Genomic DNA, 18721 nt, shown 5'->3' with positions numbered 1-18721 from the left:
GAAATAAATTAAAAAGATAAATTAATTTTTTTATGCATTTAAAATGCATAAATCAGTAAATCGATAAGTGGGGGAATGGATAAGTTTATGAGAGAATAAACTTATCCATTTTGCATTATTGGGTAATTGGAGACGGTTTTTCGATATAGACCGTTTGAGATGGAAAGGCAAAATCAGCGCCATGTTTATGCACAATTTCAATTATCTTTAAATAGACTTCTTGCTGAGCTTCAAGCCACTGTGCCCATACCGTTGTTTTAGTAAAACAATACACCATGATATTGAGTGAAGAGTCTGCAAACTGATTAAAATAGACTAACAACGTTTGTTGTGTATCGATTTTGTCATTTTGCATCAGCATGGTGCGAATATCTTCAACGATCACGCCAATTTTATCTGAATCTTCATAACGTAAACCGAGTTCAGTTTCAATACGTCGATTAGTCATTCTTCCGGGGTTTTCCACACTAATAGAGGAAAAAATTGAGTTAGGAATATAAAGTGGTCGATGATCAAACGTGATGATTTTGGTAATACGCCAGCCAATTTCAACTACTGTGCCTTCAATATTACGATCAGGAGATCGAACCCAATCACCAATATTAAAAGGACGATCGAAATAGAGCATGACACCCGAGAAAAGATTACTTAATACATCTTTACTTGCCATGCCAATTGCGATACCACCTAATCCGCCAAATGTCATTAAGCCGGATAAGCTCATACCAAAATGCTCACCGAACAATAAAATGATAATGACAAATAGAGTGATTTTAAATATACGAGAAATAATACGAGCAGAAGTAGGGTCACTACCTTTTTTAATCTGAGATTGTTCTAATCTATTAATAAGCAGAAAAAACTTACGCATTAAAACTAAGGCTATGCCGACGTAAGTAAAGAAGTTAATCATCCTAAAGGAGATAAAGTGAAGATTAAAATCGACTACAGCCATTTCACAATATTGGCTTAAGATAAGCACTAAACTACAAAGCAAGATAGCTTGACTGATATGAATAATAATATTTCTACGGCGTTTTTTCTTTTTATCATGAAAAAGAGATACGACGACAAAACCAACAAAACAGGCTAAAGCAATGCCAACACCTATTGAGTATTTTATTATTAATGCATCATTCATCAGCTTAATATCTCCTTAGAAAATGCGTTCTTATAATACGAAACTCACTATCTTGCTTATTTAATGGTTACTTTTCTTGCTCACTTGCATGCTGAAATTTAGGATAGACTGGTGGTTTCATAAACAGTGTTATCGCTAAAATCAGTAAAACAGGGATGGTTAAAATCAAGAACGCAGGTGTAAAACTACCTGAAATATCTTTGATTGCTCCAGCAAAGAAAGGTGCTAAACAAGCCAGTGTTGAAATTAAATTCATCACTGAAAACAGCTCAAGGTAAGGAGAGCGACCAAAATAGTTAGCAAGCAAAATACTTGATGCTAAAAACGTCATGCCATAACCGATACCGACACAAACCGTAAATAAGATCAGGTAAACCCAAGAATTCGCCATACTTAGCGCGAGCAACCCAATGATAATAATACTTAAACTTGCGATAAGTAATTTTTTAGGTTCTAACCATTCACCAATAGCCCCACCTGCTAGGCGCGAGAAAGCATTAATAAATGCCATACTACTCAATAGTGTTGCGGCAATAGTTTCACCAAAACCATTTTCAATAATATGCGCAACAGCAAAACTATTGACCGTGATCCCACACCATAAAAAGGCCGTATAAGTCGCAGCAATAACATAAAATTGCCATGTTCTTAAAGCATGACGAGCCGTCCAAATCTCTTTAGTTTGATAGATACGTTTTGTGGTTTGAAGTTGGCTAATTTTTTTTGCGTGCTCTTGTTCTTTTGTGCCTTCGCGTAAAAATAAAATAGTGAGAAGAGTAACGAGAGTAAGTGTGATCGCTGAGATAAGCCAGTGCATTCGCCATGTATGCCATAAATGGGTTGCTAAAAAATAGATCCAAGGCCCAGCAACACCACCTAATCCACCAATGGTAAAATAAACACCAAAGGCAAAGGACTGTTTTTCAAATAAGCGGGAAATAACATAAGTACCAGGTACAGTAGCCAGTAGCGTAAAACCAATACCTAGCAGTGCGGTACCGAGAAAATAACGTGCAATGGTGTATGTTTCATAAAGAAAATAGAAACCGCTGACAAAAATGATTAATCCGATAAGTAGTGTAAGGCGAACACTTAATTTACGGATCAGCAATGTGGGTAAAAAACTCGCAAGACCGCAGGTTAATCCTAATAACGTAAAGCCAAGGCCTGCTTGAGTCCAGTTCCACTCTAGCTCGTTTATCATACTGGGAAGAACAACGCCTAAAGAAGTAAATGTGGTTGCGGTAGCTAAAAAATACACAAAGCCTAATAATATCAGCATACTCCACTGATAAACGGGCCCAAAAATCTCTTGCGTGGCTTGCATCCTGACTCCATCAAATGGGTGCAGTAACCTGAATAATCAGGAGAAAATAGCGAATAACAGACCTCTTTATCTAAGGTCTGTTCGTTTAAAGGCTATTATTCTCTAACTTTATGAGTCGGACTGCTAGCTTAATTTTTCTAAAGCCCATTTGATAGGGTACTGATAGGCATCATCAAGCATCAAGCTTAATGATTTGAGTGTCTCTTTCAGTGGTTGATTATCGCGATGTACAAGATTGAGATGACCCACTTTGCGGACAGGGCGAACTTCTTTTTCATACCAATGTAAATGAACTAATGGTAATGAAAGCCATTGAGGGTTGACATCAGTACCAATCAAATTAACCATTACTGCCGATTGGCAAACTTCAGGTTTTGGCATAGGTAAATCTAAAATTGCACGTAGATGTAACTCAAACTGGCTAATTGAGGCACCATTTTGTGTCCAATGACCACTGTTATGAACTCGAGGGGCTAATTCGTTAATAAGTAATTTATCACCAACGATAAAGCACTCCATCGCCATTACACCCACATAATTGAGCTTATTAAGGATGGCGGTCAGCATTTTTTCCGCTGATTGTTGTAGTTTTGATGCAGGCGTTGGTAATGCAACACTCATGCGTAAAATGCCATCTTGATGCAGGTTGTGAGTCAAAGGATAGAAAACACAATTTCCGTTACTATCTCTCGCACCTACTAATGACACTTCACCTGAAAAAGGAATACCTTGCTCAACAATACACTCACCATAAATTTCAGCGGGTAATTGTTGTTCTTCACCGGGATGAATGCGCCATTGGCCACGACCGTCATACCCACCAACACGGCGCTTCACAATAATAAAATCACCCAATTGAGCGAAGATATCAGACCATTGTGTTGGTGATGTTAATGGTTGCCAAGGTGCTGTTGCTAAACCTAGCTCATCAAGAAGTTGTTTTTGAGGCAATCTATCGGCAAGCAATGGGAAAATGTCACGGTTTACAAAGTTAGTATGACGTTCTAATTCTTTGGTGAGTGCGGTTTCAGGCCAGCGTTCAATTTCAGCTGTGATTATGCTTTTTTGATAAGGAACGGCTTCAGGCTCTGCATCTAATCCTACTGGATAAACTGCAATTCCTAAAGGCTCACCGGCTTGTCTTAGCATTCGCCCTAGTTGGCCATTTCCAAGAACACAAACTGGCTTCATAGTGCCTCCCTTGGATCAGGGTTATTTAAGACATCATCAGTTTGTGCTGTACGCCATGCTGTTAGTGCTTCAAAAATAGTAGGGGAGTGTAATGCTAAAATTTGAGCGGCTAATAAAGCCGCATTGGCGGCACCTGCTTTACCAATCGCTAAGGTTCCCACAGGAATACCTTTCGGCATTTGCACAATAGAGTAAAGGCTATCAACACCGCTTAATGCAGCACTTTGAACAGGAACACCTAATACAGGGACGAGTGTTTTTGCTGCGAGCATACCTGGTAAGTGGGCAGCACCGCCTGCTCCTGCAATAATGACATCAAAACCATTACTTTTGGCTTGTTCTGCAAAGCTAAATAACTTATCAGGGGTACGGTGTGCAGAGACAATCTCAACATGATAAGGAAGTTGTAGTGCGTCTAGTACATCAGTGGCATGAGACATTGTTGCCCAGTCACTTTTAGAACCCATTACAATAGCGATACGAGCGGAAGAGGTATTTAGACCAACTTGAGAAGACATTACTTAACTGCTCCTGTAAGCATAAACGGATATAGCCTAATAAACTGAGCATGATAGTATCACGCTAACACGCACAGGAAAACGTTTGCGTAAAGAAAAAAAAGCCTTTTTATGAAGAAAATAAGCAAAACAACTTAGAAGGGAAAATGAATAAGTTCTATTTTTTCAGCTGTCACTTTAAACATAGAACCTTCAGTATGCCAAGCACCTAATACACCACGATAATGTATTTTATCATCAATATTAACAGTATGAATTGCCGGGCGATGAGTATGACCATGGATCATCCATTCTGTATTGAAATGCTTAAAAGTATCAATCACAGCCTGCGGGTTAACATCCATGATGGCATCAGACTTATATTGATTTTCATGCTGGCTACGTGAACGCATTTTGTCAGCAATACGCAGTCGAATAAATAGAGGCAACAACAAGAATAAACGCTGAATAAATTTATTATGTACTTTTTTGCGGTAACGTTGATACGCTTCATCATCTGTACAAAGTGTATCACCATGCAAAATTAGGATGCGATGCTTCTCAATTTCGAGCACTTTTTCTTGTGGAAGTAAGGTGATACCACTCTCTTTTGCAAAACGAGAGCCAATTAAAAAATCACGGTTTCCATGAATAAAATAACAAGGTACTCCTGCATTTTTTAGCGTCATCAGAGCTTGAGCAATTTGTTGATGTAAAGGATTAGGATCATCATCACCTATCCAAAAATCAAAAAAATCACCTAAGATATAAAGTGCTTTTGCATGAATAGCTTGTTCTTTTAAAAAGCGAAGAAAACCGGCAGTGATTGCCGGTTCATGTTCACTTAAATGCAGGTCTGCAATAAAAAGCGTACACATAAAAAGTGAGGCTTATTCGCTAACCGTTACACTTTTAATGATGATATCTTCGCGAGGAACGTCTTGGTGGAAACCGCTACGGCCTGTAGAAACAGCTTTAATTTTATCAACAACGTCCATGCCTTCGACAACTTCAGCAAAGACACAATATCCCCAACCATTTGCATTTTCAGCACGGAAATTTAAGAAATCGTTGTCTGCAACGTTGATAAAGAACTGAGCAGTAGCAGAATGTGGATCGTTCGTACGAGCCATTGCTAATGTACCGAGGTTGTTTGCTAGGCCATTGTTTGCTTCGTTTCTTACAGGTGCTTTGGTCGCTTTTTGGTTCATACCTGGTTCAAAGCCACCACCTTGGATCATAAAACCATTGATGACACGGTGGAAAATAGTGTTATCGTAGAATCCTTCTTTACAGTAGTCTAAAAAATTTTCTACGGTTGCAGGTGCTTTGTCTGCAAATGTATTAATCACGATATCGCCGTAATTGGTATGAAAAGTAACCATATTCAGATCCTAATATAATTTTAGCTTTACCCAGATTTGGGCATAAACAACAGTCCCGTTTTTATATCACAGTTGCCTAATTTAGTCAGTATGCATCTTTTTCTCGCTCTACTTTTTCTTGCCAAATAAATCAGTAATAGAAAGAAAAAACACTTTTCGCCAAAATTTAGCCAAATAATAGAAGTTTGATTGTTCACTATCAACGATTGAACAGTGAAAATAAGCGTTAAGCAGAGTAAGATAAAAGCTCTAATCTTGCGTTTGCTTTGACTGCAAGATCCAATATCCTTATTAATATCATGCTATAGTAGTTGTTATTTTCTTTTATATAAAAACGTAATAAACACGTACAGTTGAAAACGGGAACGTCCACTGATGCTAAAGATTTTTAATACTCTCACTCGCCAAAAAGAAGAATTTAAACCTATCCATGCAGGAAAAATAGGTATGTACGTGTGTGGCATCACTATTTATGACTTATGCCATATTGGTCATGGACGTACATTTGTGGCGTTTGACGCCATAACCCGTTATCTGCGTTACTTGGGATACGATGTTAACTATGTGCGCAACGTAACGGATGTAGATGATAAAATCATCAAACGTGCGATTGAAAATAATGAAACATGTGAGCAATTAACGACTCGTATGTTAGCTGAAATGCATAAAGATTTTGATGCATTAAATATTGCTCGCCCTGATTCAGAACCACGTGCAACACACCATATTGCTGAAATTATTGAATTAACAGAAGCATTAATTAAACGTGGGCATGCTTACGTTGCCGACAATGGCGATGTGATGTTTGCGATTGATACTGATCCTGATTATGGCTTACTTTCTCGCCAAGATTTAGAGCAACTACAAGCCGGTGCTCGTGTTGAAGTGGCTAACGTAAAACGCAATCCAATGGATTTCGTCTTATGGAAAATGTCTAAACCTGGTGAACCAAGCTGGGCGTCTCCATGGGGAGAAGGTCGCCCCGGTTGGCATATCGAATGTTCTGCGATGAATGGTAAAGAATTAGGACATCATTTTGATATTCATGGTGGCGGTTCAGACTTAATGTTCCCTCATCATGAAAATGAGATTGCACAGTCAACTTGTGCCCATGATGGCCCTTACGTTAATTACTGGATGCACTCGGGTATGGTGATGGTAGACAAAGAAAAAATGTCTAAATCACTTAATAACTTTTTTACTATTCGTGATGTATTGGCTTATTACGATGCTGAGACTGTGCGTTATTTCTTATTATCAGGCCATTATCGTAGTCAACTTAACTACACTGAAGAAAACTTAAAACAGGCTCGTACGGCATTAGAACGCCTCTATACTTCATTACGCGGCACTGATGCAGATGCACAACCTGTGGGTGGCGAAACGTTTGAAGCACAATTTATTGACGCAATGAACGATGATTTCAATACACCAGAAGCTTATTCAGTCTTGTTTGATTTAGCGCGTGAAGTGAATCGTCTAAAATCAGTTGATATGAATGCGGCAAATGGCTTAGCCGCAGTATTACGTAAACTGGCTAAAGTATTAGGGTTATTAGAGCAAGAACCTGAAAGTTTCTTACAAAGTAGTGCTAAAGCAGATGATGCTGGTGAAGTTGAAAAAATTGAATCGTTAATTCAACAGCGTAATGATGCTCGTAAAAATAAAGATTGGGCTGCAGCTGATGTCGCTCGTGACGCATTAACAGCGATGGGGATTGTTTTAGAAGATGGCCCTCAAGGAACAGTTTGGCGTCGTAATAATTAATACAATGATTGAGTAGTTACACTTAATACATGTTTAATATAAAAATATCGGATATTAAATATCCGATATTTTTTTGTCTGATGATTAATTTATTGACTAATAATACTCGTTTTTCTTTCGTTATCTTTTTGTTTATCTTCAAAATAAGAAATCACATTTTCAGAGAAAAAAAGCCGATGCGTTAAGATAACGATAATAGAAAAAACAACAAAGCTAATCTCTGACATATTTGTTAATGACATCGAAATACTAAGCATAAAAAAGAGCGAAATAGATAAACATACCCATGAAATTTTCAAAAAAGAGTAAGCATTTCTACTATTTCTAGCTAGTTTTATCCATGCTGTAACTTGCATTATCATTGTTATAACTAGACACAGCATGATGAAAAAACCCACTAGTATTGTTTGGCCACCACCCATTGCCATTGCTAATAAATAAATTGGCGCCCCAGCAACTAATATAAATAAACTGATACCTAAAAATAATACTGAAATAACTTGGATCCATAAAAGTACTATGGGCCTTTCCATAATTTCTCCTAAAAACAGAAATAAGTTTTTATTGGTTTTAGAATATCTTTGTTAAAATTTATTAAAGTGAAGTTTATCGGATAAATGGAAAAAATAAAGTTTGATTTAATAATAAATATTAATCAATTAAAGAGATTCTATTTTAGAGTTTTTATAACATAGCGTTAATATATTGAATAAAAAAGTGGTAACTCTACTTATTATTATTCAATTTACCACTATGCTATTAGTTATAATTTTAGGGGAGTTAATTCTACTTCTGCCATCATTTTTGCTAATTGTTCACGATCGTGAATACCAACATTGGTTTGACTTACCGCAAGTGCAGAAACAGCAGTAGCAAGACGTAAGGTGTGCTCACTGGTTTGTCGCATCATTAAACCATAAATTAAACCACCCACCATTGAATCACCAGCACCTACTGTACTTACAACATCACATTTAGGTGGTTTTGCCATCCATGCGCCAGATGCGTTTACCCACATAGCACCTTGTTCACCTAATGAAATAACGACATGAGCAATACCTTGCTGACGCAATGTTTGTGCTGCTTGTACAATATCAGAAAGTTCAGGTAAAGGTCTGCCTGCCCAAATCTCTAATTCATGATGATTAGGTTTAACTAACCAAGGAGAGGCTTTTAATCCTGCGACAAAAGCATCTCTGCTACTGTCGAAGATCAAGCACATACATTCGCTACGTAAGCGTGTCATCCACGCAGTGAAATCATTGAGATCAACACTCGGGGGAACACTACCGCTGACACAAATCATATCAAATTGACCCGCCCAACTTAGTGTGTCGTTAACAAAGCGAGTCCAGTCTTGTTTTGTGATTTCAAAACCTGAAAAATTGAAGTCAGTTACTTTGCCATTAGGTTCTGTGAGTTTGACATTAATACGAGTACGGCCTTCAACCATTTGAAAACGGTTAGCGATACCGGAGTCACTGAACTCTTTTTGGAATCCATCTTGGTTTTCTTTGCCTAAAAAACCGCCAACAGTAACATCAACGCCAAGGCTTTTTAAAACCTTAGCCACATTGATGCCTTTACCAGCAGCATGGAAGCCAGCCGTTTTAACACGATTAACTTCACCAAGTTCAATGGGATTACTTAAACCAACAAGATCATATGCAGGGTTAAGTGTGATGGTTGCTACTCTGCGTTTCATGCTAGTTCCTTACCTTAAATAAAAGAACAGGCATCGATTTTTGCTGTAATTTAGCAAAGATAAAGATACCTTGAGTGGGTAAGTCGAGCATAAAATCTCCTGTTAGATAAAGGGCAAGAAAGACTTAAATATCACAAAATAACAGCTAAAATAGCATCACTGGGCTGAATCGTTTCAAATTATAACCTGTAATTTAGTACAAACAATGTTCTTTTGCCTAATAAAAGTAGAAATAAATTAGATCTAAATCACATTTAAGGGCATTTAAACATGAATAAACGGATAAAAATATCAATAAAAAGGGTTGTTGCTGAAGTTTTACAGTATTGGTTAAAAAGTGTTATCTACATATAAAATAATAACTTATAGCACTTCTTTTTATCTATTTTTTTATAAAATGTACAATTTGCTGAACTGTGAAAGGAGATTATAACCATAGATCGGCTTAAAAATGATGATCTAGATTTAAATATATTAAATTAAATTGTATGATTTTATTTTAATTCAATGAGTTATATTTATTTTCTTTTTTAGAATATGACTAAATAAGAAAAAAGAGGGAGAAAATGCGAATTAAAGGTAAAAAAGGATTAAAAAGAAAAAAAGCGAAGCTGAGATAGCGACGCTTTTTCAATATTAATTAATTTGCTGATTATTTGCTGACGCTAACGGAAAACTCACTAAAGGTGACCACTTTCCCTGCAACAATTTTACAGCGTTTACGGGTTTCAACTTCGCCGTCAACACTCACTAAACCTTCTGCAATGACACTTTTAGCAGAAGCTCCGCTTTCAGTCCAACCTTGAAGTTTTAATAAATCACAAAGCTCGACATAGTCGTGCCCATCTAATTGAAATGTTTCCATCGATTAATTATTTCCTGTTTCAGGATCGTGGTACTCTTCGCATGCTTGCAAAGTATTTTGAATAAGTGTGGCTACGGTCATTGGACCTACACCACCAGGGACAGGAGAAATCCAGCCCGCACGTTGAGATGCTGCCTCAAAATCAACATCCCCGACAACTTTACCACTTTCAAGACGGTTTATACCGACATCAATCACGATTGCACCTGGTTTAATCCACTCACCAGGAATAAAGTTAGGTTTACCTACCGCCACAACAACTAAATCCGCGTGCTCAACATGAAAGCGCAGATCTTTAGTAAAACGGTGAGTAACTGTTGTTGTACAACCTGCAAGTAATAGTTCTAAGCTCATCGGGCGACCAACAATATTTGATGCACCAATAATAACGGCATTTAAGCCATTCATAGGAATATTACAACGCTCTAGAAGTGTGACAATACCACGAGGTGTGCAAGGGCGTAATTTAGGTGCTCGCTGGCATAGGCGGCCGATATTGTAAGGGTGAAAGCCATCCACATCTTTATCAGGATGAATGCGTTCTAAAACCTTAACATTATCAATTCCGGCAGGTAAGGGGAGCTGAACGAGGATACCATCAATGGTGTTGTCTGCATTAAGCTGGTCGATAAGATTTAATAAATCAGCTTCACTGGTAGTATCTGGTAAATCATAAGAGCGAGAAATAAAGCCAACTTCTTCACAAGCACGGCGTTTACTTCCAACATAAATCTGTGATGCCGGGTTATCCCCCACTAAAATAACAGCTAAGCCAGGCGCTCGTTTTCCTGCATTAATACGTTGTTTTACTTTTTCTGCAACTTCGCTTCTGATGGTCTGCGCAATCGATTTCCCATCTATAATTCTTGCTGACATCTATACATCCAAATTATTCAATTACGGTATTGGTCTATTTTGTCAGATCAAGAGCAATCTGTCAGTCGAATACTTGCCATATTTTGACCATATAGTTTGATATCGTTGAAAAAGCGTTGACTCTCAGAATGTTGAACGTATAATTCACACCCGTTATCAGCAGTGATTGCTGACGTCTAAGTTCCTCTAGGCGCCCTTAGCTCAGTTGGATAGAGCAACGGCCTTCTAAGCCGTAGGTCACAGGTTCGAATCCTGTAGGGCGTACCATTTAAAATCAATGAGTTACGAGATTTTAAAAAGAAACCCGCAAGAGATGCGGGTCAAGTAACGGGTCAAGTTAGCATTATAGCTTTTCACTTCTAACCCACTCTTCATAGACATGTTCTGGCCAACCTAAAAACGTACCGCCTTTTGTTCTTTCTGGTTTGGGGAACTCATTTCGCTTTGCGTACATTCTCCAAATTGTAGGTTTGCTTTTCCCTGTTAACTGGATCATTTCCTTCCACTTAATATATCGAGTTGTAGTTGTCACTTTTTGTCTCCCTTCCTATACCCGTTCTCCATAATGACCTGTGCAACAACTGTTGGTGGGTTATCCCAATGAGCATCAAAAATGATATTGTTTAAATAATATTTGCTAATGTCATCCAATGTCTTAGGCAAATTGTCATGAGGTAATTTTAAATAAATAGAATCACCCGTCATGCTCACCGTGATATCAATGATCTGTTCAATGGTAAAATTTGTTTTACGATAACCGGCTTTCCATACAGCATCTGTCATATCACCAGGATCACCACCTGCATTTTTGATGACACTAACGAGATTTAAATCTAAAGTTGTCATTAATCATCATCCTTAATTAAGTTGTAAACTTTATCGGTAATATCAAAAGCATTATCAGACACTGTTAGTACAAGTAATTTAGGATCTCCAAATGCGTCTTTTGTCATAGATGAAAAATTAAAAAGCACATTCTTGTTATTTTTTGTTTTTAGTATTCCTGTAATAACACGACCAAATAATAAATAAGGTAAAGCTAAGTACATGGCCTGTATTAAGGGTGCTTCACCTTTAATAAATTCCTGCTCAAAAAGACAATTAAATGATGGGTACTTATCTTTAATTAAAGTGAGCTTTGTTTTATAGGAGGGATAGAAATTTTCATCCTTCTCTTGTTTATAATGAATAGCGACATAAGAACCATCGTCATATGATTTAATATGTGTATATTCAGCATCTCTAGGAATTGCTTCATCAAATTGAATAACAATATCATCACTGAATTCAGAATTGTGTTTCATGCGCAATACTGCATGCCCATTAGATACTTCGATATATTCAGCGTTGATGTGGATGCAATTAGTAATAAGACGAACATCATCACTCATTTTTAATAATGTAAGTGCAGCTCTTAATTGGCTTGTCTCGATGTAAGGTAATTTAGTTGTCATTTTTTACCGTCCTTAGTGCATAGTTGGCATAGCTAGAAATCCGTTATTAGCTTCTAACTCGCGAATATAATCATCATGAAGAATACAAAGTCCTTCACGTCCTTTTTCTGATAGGCGAGGGCCATGCTCAAGAGAGATATCTAGAAAGCCGATATAGGCTTTTATGATGAAGTCAGGACAATAATCTTTATAGATACCCCCTAACTCTTCGATAAAAATGCTTTCAAAATGTCTTGCAAGACAAAGGCGCAAAGAAGCTGGGTAAATGGTTAAAGCGTTTTCTCCGTTACTGTAAATAGTGGCAAGATCAACACCGCCTTCTTCATTACGAATTTCAGTGGTGCCATTTTTTTCTTGCAGTTCGCGGATAAAGCAAGTTGCTACCACCCAGCGCCATACAGAAATTCGCTGTTCAGGTGTTAATGTTTCAGGTTCATCAGCTAACTTACCCATGACTGCAGCGGCTAAATATAAACCTTTCAATAACTCTTTATCGTATTTACCTGATTCAAGAGCTGTTACAGCTTCAGAGTAAGAAATTAAAGCACCATCATCAGAAATAACGCCATTACTAGTATCAGTAAAATAAGCCATCATTTATCCTCCCAGCCAATTGCCTGAAATAATCCCATTTTAGGATGATGCCAGCGAGTGCCACGTTTCTCGGCTTCATTCATCATTGTCTTGAATGCAGATATAAAATCAGCCTCATGAATAATGGCCATCGGTCTAGGCATACCTTCGGGCGTAAGAATAGTTATTGTATTTTTGCGAACATTGAACTGTTTGGTGAGTGTTTTGCACTTATCCACCGTCATACCTGATTTAGTTCTAGCCAGAGAGTACCCGATCCAGCCAGTAGGGATGGTTCCTTGTTTTATTTGCTCAACGACTTCATTTACTTGTTCAACTTTTTGCTCTACATGAGATATTCGGCGTTCACTTTCTAAGTTAGCTAGTGCCATAGCAGCAATAATTTCTGCCTGTGATTTAGGTTTGACTCGTTCATCTTCAAGTTCTTTCCAGCGATCAACTAACCGAGCTGTAAATTCAGGTGATAATTGAGCAACTACAATAATGCTGTCACGCTTACCTTCTTCACCTGAAAATAAATAGTGTTTTGGTATTACTCCGTTAGCTGATTTAGCTCCATCCTCCAATGGAGGGTGGGAAATCACACCGCTATTAGTTAGTCTTTCAATGGTTCTTTTTACATTGTCTTCACGAGCGCCGACTAAATCAGCGATTTCTTTTGAGGTCATTGATAATTCTGTATTGATTAAATATTGCATAATTAAATGTCCTTATTTATTTTGTTTATATGTCGCCGCATAGATCTATTTAGTGGCATTTCTACGAAATCAATATTGGATTGAAATGTTGATACGTATTTAGATATGTTTGGATGAAAGAGATTGTCTTCTTGCTTCATTCTCAACCAACAGTCAAAATCTGTGCCTTTATGTCCTTGTTTAGTTTTACTTCCGCCTCTTCTACTTTTTATTTTCTTACTCATAACATGCCACCCGGTATTTTAATTTTTGCTTTATCTAGGCAACGCTTAGATGATTGATTACTTATTTTTTGTTGATAACTCATTGCACCTTTGGCTGGTGGATCTGCAATAATAAAAGCTTGGTTGTATTGCTCTATTGCGCGTCTATAAAATCATTTACTCTCTAATTGCTTACCTTTTTTCATGAATTCAGAATACGTCATGATATTTATATTCCTCTCCATTTAAGTAAGGCGGTAAATACTCAACGATATAATCAATCATGAATTTACCCATTTCAGAAATTGAACCGTTAGATTTGTATAATTGCTCATAGGTGTTATAGATATCTTTATCTCTCCACTTACAACGTTGACGGCAATCCTTTTCTTCATAGACATCACGGAAGAAATTATTTAAATTTTCAAAGCTAATTTCTGTAATAACAGTTTTACTATTTACCTTTGATTTAAACTCAGCTTTCTTTCCATTTTGTTTAATGTAAATAAGCACTGAGTTGATAAATCGCTTTCTTCTTATTTCAAGTAAATTAACTTTATCCATGTTGCTTACTCCTGATTCAGAGCGCAGCAATCCCTAGCATGAACGCTATAATTAATTTTTATTTAATGGATGATTTATTTATTGGTTAAAGCATTATTTAATTCGTAATATAATCTATCAGCTTCTTTTTCTGCATCATCATATTTAGCGACAGCTTTAGCATATTCTTTTTGTAAGCGTTCAATATTACGCACATGCTTTAATCGCTCTTGGAGTTCGGTTAGTTTAGCTTCCTTGCGATCCATAAAGTGTTCGGTAGGTTCGCCACGCTTGAAAGCGACTGTGCCATTTTCAAGTTCGCATTGTTCACCTTCATAGTTAGTCTCAATGCCTTCTTTATGAAATTCACGCTCGGTGAGAATATTTGCTAGCTTATTTAATGCTGAACGCTCACTTAAGTAAGCACGGTTGGCACCTGCAATAATATAAACAGGGCGCATGGCAATAGTAATTTGATTATCAGTTGCTTTCTCAATAGCTTCGTGTTGGTTATTCATTTCCGTGCTCCTTTTATTTTTCGATTTGATATTTCGTATTCAATTCCACCAAGTCTGTCATTTAGTATTGATATCAATAATGACAGTTGGCTTAAAAATAATCCCACATCACCAAGATGATCTTTTCCATCTGGATAATTTTCATTAGCATCAGCCCAAAACATAAACTCACCGAATATATTCATTCCTGTAATGAGTGAATCAATAGATAAGTCTAAATTTGCTCTTAATTTCCCAAGTTCTTTTTCCGATAGAACTTTCAAATCAGGAAGGGTAATTAATTCATCAATATTCATTACGCCTCCGTGAAACTGATTTTTTCATAAACAATTTTTAAATTTAATTTGGCTGACTGGATTAAATTTGTAATTTGAATGTCGTAATTTTTAATATGACCGCTTTCTTCGGCAACTTTTAAATTGATTGCAGTTTCTAATGTATTTAAAATACACCCGACAGCCGTTTCAATTGTATCGTTATCACTGATTTTAATTTCACCGATAGGCTTTGGTAATTTATCAGTATTAATAATTGATACATTTTCTTTTGCTCTTTCTATATTAGCTACTGCTGACTCAATAGCATTAAACATATTATCACTAGGTGTTACGTTATCGTTGATAATGAGATTTAAAATAGAAGTCGCATAAAGTAATTCATCACAAGCGGATTGTTTTAATTCAGTGTTATTCATCATTTAAAACCTCATTAATTTCATCTTCTGCTTGAGATAATAAACTAAGTTGAATTTCTTGTTCTTCACCATTGCGAGAAAGAAACTGAGCTGAGATTAAAAATGCTTTTACTCGATGTAATGTATCTAGCATTTTTCCGCTATCTACATTAATTATTTCTTTTATCATGATCATTATCTCTCTGTGCATTTTCTTCAAGAATCCAGTTAACAACATCACCAGATAATTCATGCGCTAGTTCTATTAAAGTTTCAACATCAGGGCTTTCAGGAATTCGAAGATTATTTAGTTGAAATAACAGTGCATTTAATTGAGAGCTTTTTTTTGCAACAGATTCTAAGTTGAGTTCGTGAGCCATAATTAAGCCTCGCAAGGAAATTGAGCAGAGAAAACAACATTGCTACCGAGTAACTCTTTAGCTTGTTCAGCACTGGTAGCCATAACTTCTTTTTTCTCTGGATTCTCAGTTTTAGTCCAGAAACGAAACAAGAACATAGGTAATATTACGGCTGTATGTATGTCAGGTTTCGGTAAATTAGGGGTTGAGGTAGAATGTATAGTGGTCATATTTACACCTTTATTTTCAATCGACGCCATAAATAATAGTTTAAGTATTATTTTATTTCAATACTTAAGGTATTGAATGTTGTTTTTAGTATAAAAGCTATTGATATTTCAGATAATTTATTTTCAAATAAATCTCAGATTGGAATGCAGATCACTTCTTTGGAGGGGAGAGGGCACAAAAAAAGCCCTCGCGGTGAGGGCTGTGGTTAGCTTCTTTTAGGTCTTGTTCTACGCTGACTTGTTTTTTTCCTAGCCTCTGATCTGGCTACTTTATCTTCCCACCAATCTGGTACAGGGTCTGGAGTTACTTGTAGTATGTCTGCAATTGCAGATATTAAACCATAAGATTGGATTCCATCTATATGTTCAGATAAAGTTGGTGATACGTCTTGCCTTAATGGGTCTAAGATGAAGTCTATTCCTTTTGTTCTTGCGTGTTTAGCTGCTGGAACGAAATCTGAGTCACCAGCTACCAGAACCATTACATCCACTAATTTTTCATATGCAAGCATAGTTATATCCATGCCTAGCTTAATGTCTACAGCTTTTTGTTTTATATCGTAATGAAAATCATCATTGGTTAGTTGTTCCCATTTTTTTCTGCCAGCAAGAAGATCTTTGAGTGTGTGTTCATTTATTTGCCAACGCTTACTATCAACTAGTGTTCCCATCCTGAGAGCTGTTTTTCTACTCTTCCTTAATTCTTCATGAAGTTCTGTTCTTAGAATATAAGATGGCTCTAGTTTAAAATTTTTCCTTGGTGGTGATGTGTGCCCTTTTTCTGCTGGTAAAGGGTACCTTGTTTGTATATCAAGTGGTGGGCAATCGTAGAAGTAAATTCGGTATAATTCCAATGGAGCTCTATGCTCATGAGAGCCATGTCTTTTGTTCAAGTGATACTGAACAAGTCCCCATATTAATTTCATTAGATGAGATGCATTTAAATCATGATCTTTAAAATGCTTTCGCTTTACAGCGCTAACTCGGGAGATAAAGAATCCTGCATCAATAAGAATAGCTGTCTTTTTCATGTTGAAATAAAAAATGCCCAGAGCCGTTATGTAGATATTAACTATTGTCTACGAACGGGGCTGGGCTTGACGCTCTTAGACTATTCCAGTTGCCAACCCTATGTCAACAACTTTTTAAATTATTTTATATCAAACTTAGATACCACACCCTAAAACGTGTCGTCAGGCCATTGTGTTACACAAAACGCATCATCATCTGAACAACAACACCAATGATCTTACAGTTGCCATTGATCGTAATAACTGGGTAAGCAGGATTTAGTGCTTTAAGATATTTAGCACCATCCAAGACAAGTTTTTTGAATGTTGCTTCATTTGTTTCAGTCAGTTTAGCTATCACCAAACTTCCATTTATAGGCTCTCTTCCTGTATCAACTAGAACCAATGATCCTTCAGGAATACTGATACCCGTTGGCGCTGTCATTGAATCACCCTCAACCTTAAGCCAAAAAGCAGATCCCTGAACAGCAACTTCAGACTCGTACCATTCGTCAATCTCACTCAACGTATATGGTTCACAGGCTTCAGTCCAATTCCCTGCCTGAACAAAGCTAATAACGGGGTATTTGGGGGCTGGTCGATAAGGCCTTGGGTTGCTAACATTTGCATCAAATCCTTTTGATAACTCTGTTATTTCTTTAGCTAAGGATGGGCTAAACTCAGATATTGATACTTGTAGTTTTTTAGCAAAAACAGAGGCAATTTGTAAGTTAAGAGCATTTCGCCCATTAAGATAATGGCCAACGGCTCCTTGACTAATATCTAGTTCATCAGCTATTTGCTGCTGAGTTAGATTAAGCTCTTTTTTCTTTAACTCATACAAAGCTTTCAACCTATAGCAGTCTTCAAGCTGTTCTGTCGTCAGTTTTTTCTCTAATTTCATGAATACATCCTAATACTATTAATATTAACATTCCAATACTGTAGGTATTGATTATAATAATATCTATAGTATTATTCTGTTTGTGGAGGTATTAAATGCAAAAAGAACTTTTATCCGAGTTTGTTAGAAAAAATGGGCAAGGAAGAACTGCAGAGCTACTTGGCGTACATCAAACTGCAATTAGCCAAGCTTTACGAAAAGGGCGAATTATTTACATTTCCACTAATGGCTTAGGAGGGTATGAAGCTGAAGAAATAAAGCCATTTCCAAACAAAATCAAGGAGCAATTAGGTGCACCAAATCAACATGCCGATGCCTGATCACTACTTCCCTGATGATGCTAAGTGGATTCAGGAACAACTTACGAAGTTAAGCCCAAGCATGAGGCAAAAGGCATTAGTTAAATATTCAGAAGTGTATCAAACGGAATGGGAACGAGAACAAGTTCCCTACCGTAAAGACAACAAAGCTCGCCATGAAGCTAACGTCAGATTAAGAGAGTTCATAAAGCGTTATCAGAGGGCAATGCAAGGGTACACAGCAAAGCCGTTATCGATTTAGCAGTAATTAAATTTAGGAGGCATTGGAAGTTAAGACGTTTAGCCGTCTAGATTGTTTTCTGGGGAAGAGGGGAAAACTTTCTAGGGGGGAAAGGGGGGTGATCTTTGAAAGGGGTGTTAGGGAAGGCACAGCCAAGGGAGTGAGTAGATCTTAAATATAGATCTCTATAGGAGTTAAAAGACCAACAGCCGTTTAGACGTCCAGATAAAAATAAACCCCT

Annotated in this window: 27 protein-coding genes and 1 tRNA gene; 4 read left to right on the top strand and 24 right to left on the bottom strand. The window is 37.0% G+C overall.

Annotated features, from left to right (window positions below):
• Positions 1-115: 115 nt before the first annotated feature.
• The 6 genes from NBG71_RS09850 to ppiB form a co-directional block, all read right to left on the bottom strand.
• Entirely contained in the window at positions 116-1141 is a 1026-nt protein-coding gene (locus NBG71_RS09850) for a mechanosensitive ion channel family protein (protein WP_075673939.1), read from the bottom strand.
• Between the two features lie 67 nt (positions 1142-1208).
• Positions 1209-2468, bottom strand: a complete 1260-nt coding sequence (locus NBG71_RS09845; RefSeq protein WP_099660093.1) for an MFS transporter — start codon at positions 2466-2468, stop codon at positions 1209-1211.
• A gap of 123 nt (positions 2469-2591) precedes the next feature.
• Complete coding sequence (gene purK / locus NBG71_RS09840; protein WP_156733948.1) at positions 2592-3659, bottom strand: 5-(carboxyamino)imidazole ribonucleotide synthase; 1068 nt, start codon at positions 3657-3659, stop codon at positions 2592-2594.
• Complete coding sequence (gene purE, locus NBG71_RS09835; RefSeq protein ID WP_075673942.1) at positions 3656-4177, bottom strand: 5-(carboxyamino)imidazole ribonucleotide mutase; 522 nt, start codon at positions 4175-4177, stop codon at positions 3656-3658. The genes purK and purE overlap by 4 nt, the downstream gene beginning before the upstream one ends.
• A gap of 134 nt (positions 4178-4311) precedes the next feature.
• The gene (locus NBG71_RS09830; RefSeq protein ID WP_075673943.1) at positions 4312-5034 is read right to left on the bottom strand and encodes a UDP-2,3-diacylglucosamine diphosphatase; all 723 of its coding nucleotides are present in this window, start codon (positions 5032-5034) and stop codon (positions 4312-4314) included.
• Positions 5035-5046: 12 nt separating this feature from the next.
• Positions 5047-5541 carry a peptidylprolyl isomerase B gene (gene ppiB, locus NBG71_RS09825; RefSeq protein ID WP_250916820.1) on the bottom strand — a complete coding sequence of 165 codons (495 nt, stop codon included), beginning with the start codon at positions 5539-5541 and terminating at the stop codon, positions 5047-5049.
• A 375-nt stretch (positions 5542-5916) separates the two neighbouring features.
• Between ppiB and cysS the strand changes: the two genes are divergently transcribed.
• Positions 5917-7308 (top strand): cysteine--tRNA ligase, encoded by a 1392-nt coding sequence (cysS, locus tag NBG71_RS09820; RefSeq protein WP_075673944.1) that lies wholly within the window; start codon positions 5917-5919, stop codon positions 7306-7308.
• Positions 7309-7397: 89 nt separating this feature from the next.
• Here cysS and NBG71_RS09815 read toward each other — a convergent pair whose 3' ends face one another.
• The 4 genes from NBG71_RS09815 to folD form a co-directional block, all read right to left on the bottom strand.
• A complete protein-coding gene (locus tag NBG71_RS09815; RefSeq protein WP_075673945.1) occupies positions 7398-7841 on the bottom strand; it encodes a hypothetical protein in 444 nt (147 codons plus the stop codon).
• A 230-nt stretch (positions 7842-8071) separates the two neighbouring features.
• Positions 8072-9013, bottom strand: coding sequence for a 1-phosphofructokinase (gene fruK / locus NBG71_RS09810; RefSeq protein WP_075673946.1), 942 nt, complete (start codon positions 9011-9013; stop codon positions 8072-8074).
• A 652-nt stretch (positions 9014-9665) separates the two neighbouring features.
• Entirely contained in the window at positions 9666-9878 is a 213-nt protein-coding gene (ybcJ, locus tag NBG71_RS09805) for a ribosome-associated protein YbcJ (protein ID WP_075673947.1), read from the bottom strand.
• 3 nt (positions 9879-9881) lie between these two features.
• Positions 9882-10754 (bottom strand): bifunctional methylenetetrahydrofolate dehydrogenase/methenyltetrahydrofolate cyclohydrolase FolD, encoded by an 873-nt coding sequence (gene folD / locus NBG71_RS09800; RefSeq protein ID WP_075673948.1) that lies wholly within the window; start codon positions 10752-10754, stop codon positions 9882-9884.
• Positions 10755-10944: 190 nt separating this feature from the next.
• On the opposite strand from folD, the gene NBG71_RS09795 reads away from it, so the two are divergent.
• Positions 10945-11021, top strand: a tRNA-Arg gene (locus NBG71_RS09795).
• A 76-nt stretch (positions 11022-11097) separates the two neighbouring features.
• On the opposite strand, the gene NBG71_RS09790 is transcribed toward NBG71_RS09795, so the two are convergent.
• The 14 genes from NBG71_RS09790 to NBG71_RS09725 form a co-directional block, all read right to left on the bottom strand.
• The gene (locus NBG71_RS09790) at positions 11098-11286 is read right to left on the bottom strand and encodes a helix-turn-helix transcriptional regulator (protein WP_051175912.1); all 189 of its coding nucleotides are present in this window, start codon (positions 11284-11286) and stop codon (positions 11098-11100) included.
• On the bottom strand, positions 11283-11600 hold the full coding sequence (locus NBG71_RS09785) for a hypothetical protein (RefSeq protein WP_161669476.1): 318 nt from the start codon (positions 11598-11600) through the stop codon (positions 11283-11285). Before NBG71_RS09785 ends, NBG71_RS09790 begins: the two co-directional genes overlap by 4 nt.
• Positions 11600-12208, bottom strand: a complete 609-nt coding sequence (locus NBG71_RS09780; protein WP_161769678.1) for a hypothetical protein — start codon at positions 12206-12208, stop codon at positions 11600-11602. Before NBG71_RS09780 ends, NBG71_RS09785 begins: the two co-directional genes overlap by 1 nt.
• Positions 12209-12220: 12 nt before the next feature.
• The gene (locus tag NBG71_RS09775; RefSeq protein WP_250916819.1) at positions 12221-12805 is read right to left on the bottom strand and encodes a hypothetical protein; all 585 of its coding nucleotides are present in this window, start codon (positions 12803-12805) and stop codon (positions 12221-12223) included.
• A complete protein-coding gene (locus NBG71_RS09770; RefSeq protein ID WP_250916818.1) occupies positions 12802-13500 on the bottom strand; it encodes a Rha family transcriptional regulator in 699 nt (232 codons plus the stop codon). Before NBG71_RS09770 ends, NBG71_RS09775 begins: the two co-directional genes overlap by 4 nt.
• 413 nt (positions 13501-13913) lie before the next feature.
• Positions 13914-14267 (bottom strand): hypothetical protein, encoded by a 354-nt coding sequence (locus NBG71_RS09765; protein WP_250916817.1) that lies wholly within the window; start codon positions 14265-14267, stop codon positions 13914-13916.
• 74 nt (positions 14268-14341) lie between these two features.
• Entirely contained in the window at positions 14342-14764 is a 423-nt protein-coding gene (locus tag NBG71_RS09760; RefSeq protein ID WP_250916816.1) for a hypothetical protein, read from the bottom strand.
• Positions 14761-15060: a hypothetical protein gene (locus NBG71_RS09755; protein ID WP_250916815.1), complete on the bottom strand. Its 300-nt coding sequence runs from the start codon at positions 15058-15060 to the stop codon at positions 14761-14763. The genes NBG71_RS09760 and NBG71_RS09755 overlap by 4 nt, the downstream gene beginning before the upstream one ends.
• A complete protein-coding gene (locus NBG71_RS09750; RefSeq protein ID WP_250916814.1) occupies positions 15060-15458 on the bottom strand; it encodes a hypothetical protein in 399 nt (132 codons plus the stop codon). Before NBG71_RS09750 ends, NBG71_RS09755 begins: the two co-directional genes overlap by 1 nt.
• Entirely contained in the window at positions 15451-15627 is a 177-nt protein-coding gene (locus NBG71_RS09745; RefSeq protein ID WP_161779961.1) for a hypothetical protein, read from the bottom strand. Before NBG71_RS09745 ends, NBG71_RS09750 begins: the two co-directional genes overlap by 8 nt.
• Positions 15608-15817: a hypothetical protein gene (locus NBG71_RS09740; protein ID WP_071425798.1), complete on the bottom strand. Its 210-nt coding sequence runs from the start codon at positions 15815-15817 to the stop codon at positions 15608-15610. The genes NBG71_RS09745 and NBG71_RS09740 overlap by 20 nt, the downstream gene beginning before the upstream one ends.
• Positions 15818-15819: 2 nt before the next feature.
• On the bottom strand, positions 15820-16026 hold the full coding sequence (locus tag NBG71_RS09735; RefSeq protein WP_071425799.1) for a hypothetical protein: 207 nt from the start codon (positions 16024-16026) through the stop codon (positions 15820-15822).
• Between the two features lie 206 nt (positions 16027-16232).
• The gene (locus tag NBG71_RS09730; RefSeq protein WP_250916813.1) at positions 16233-17057 is read right to left on the bottom strand and encodes an NYN domain-containing protein; all 825 of its coding nucleotides are present in this window, start codon (positions 17055-17057) and stop codon (positions 16233-16235) included.
• Positions 17058-17232: 175 nt separating this feature from the next.
• The gene (locus NBG71_RS09725; protein ID WP_071425848.1) at positions 17233-17940 is read right to left on the bottom strand and encodes a LexA family protein; all 708 of its coding nucleotides are present in this window, start codon (positions 17938-17940) and stop codon (positions 17233-17235) included.
• Positions 17941-18035: 95 nt separating this feature from the next.
• Here NBG71_RS09725 and NBG71_RS09720 point away from each other — a divergent pair, with 95 nt between their 5' ends.
• Positions 18036-18260 (top strand): Cro/CI family transcriptional regulator, encoded by a 225-nt coding sequence (locus NBG71_RS09720; RefSeq protein WP_020946099.1) that lies wholly within the window; start codon positions 18036-18038, stop codon positions 18258-18260.
• On the top strand, positions 18253-18501 hold the full coding sequence (locus tag NBG71_RS09715) for a hypothetical protein (RefSeq protein ID WP_072065067.1): 249 nt from the start codon (positions 18253-18255) through the stop codon (positions 18499-18501). Before NBG71_RS09720 ends, NBG71_RS09715 begins: the two co-directional genes overlap by 8 nt.
• The last annotated feature ends 220 nt before the right edge of the window (positions 18502-18721 follow it).

The organism is Proteus sp. FZP2095 (genome assembly GCF_023701425.1).
Taxonomy (GTDB): Bacteria; Pseudomonadota; Gammaproteobacteria; order Enterobacterales; family Enterobacteriaceae; genus Proteus; species Proteus cibarius.
The sequence above is the reverse complement of the archived record's forward strand: the minus strand, read 5'-3'. Positions and strand labels throughout refer to the sequence as shown.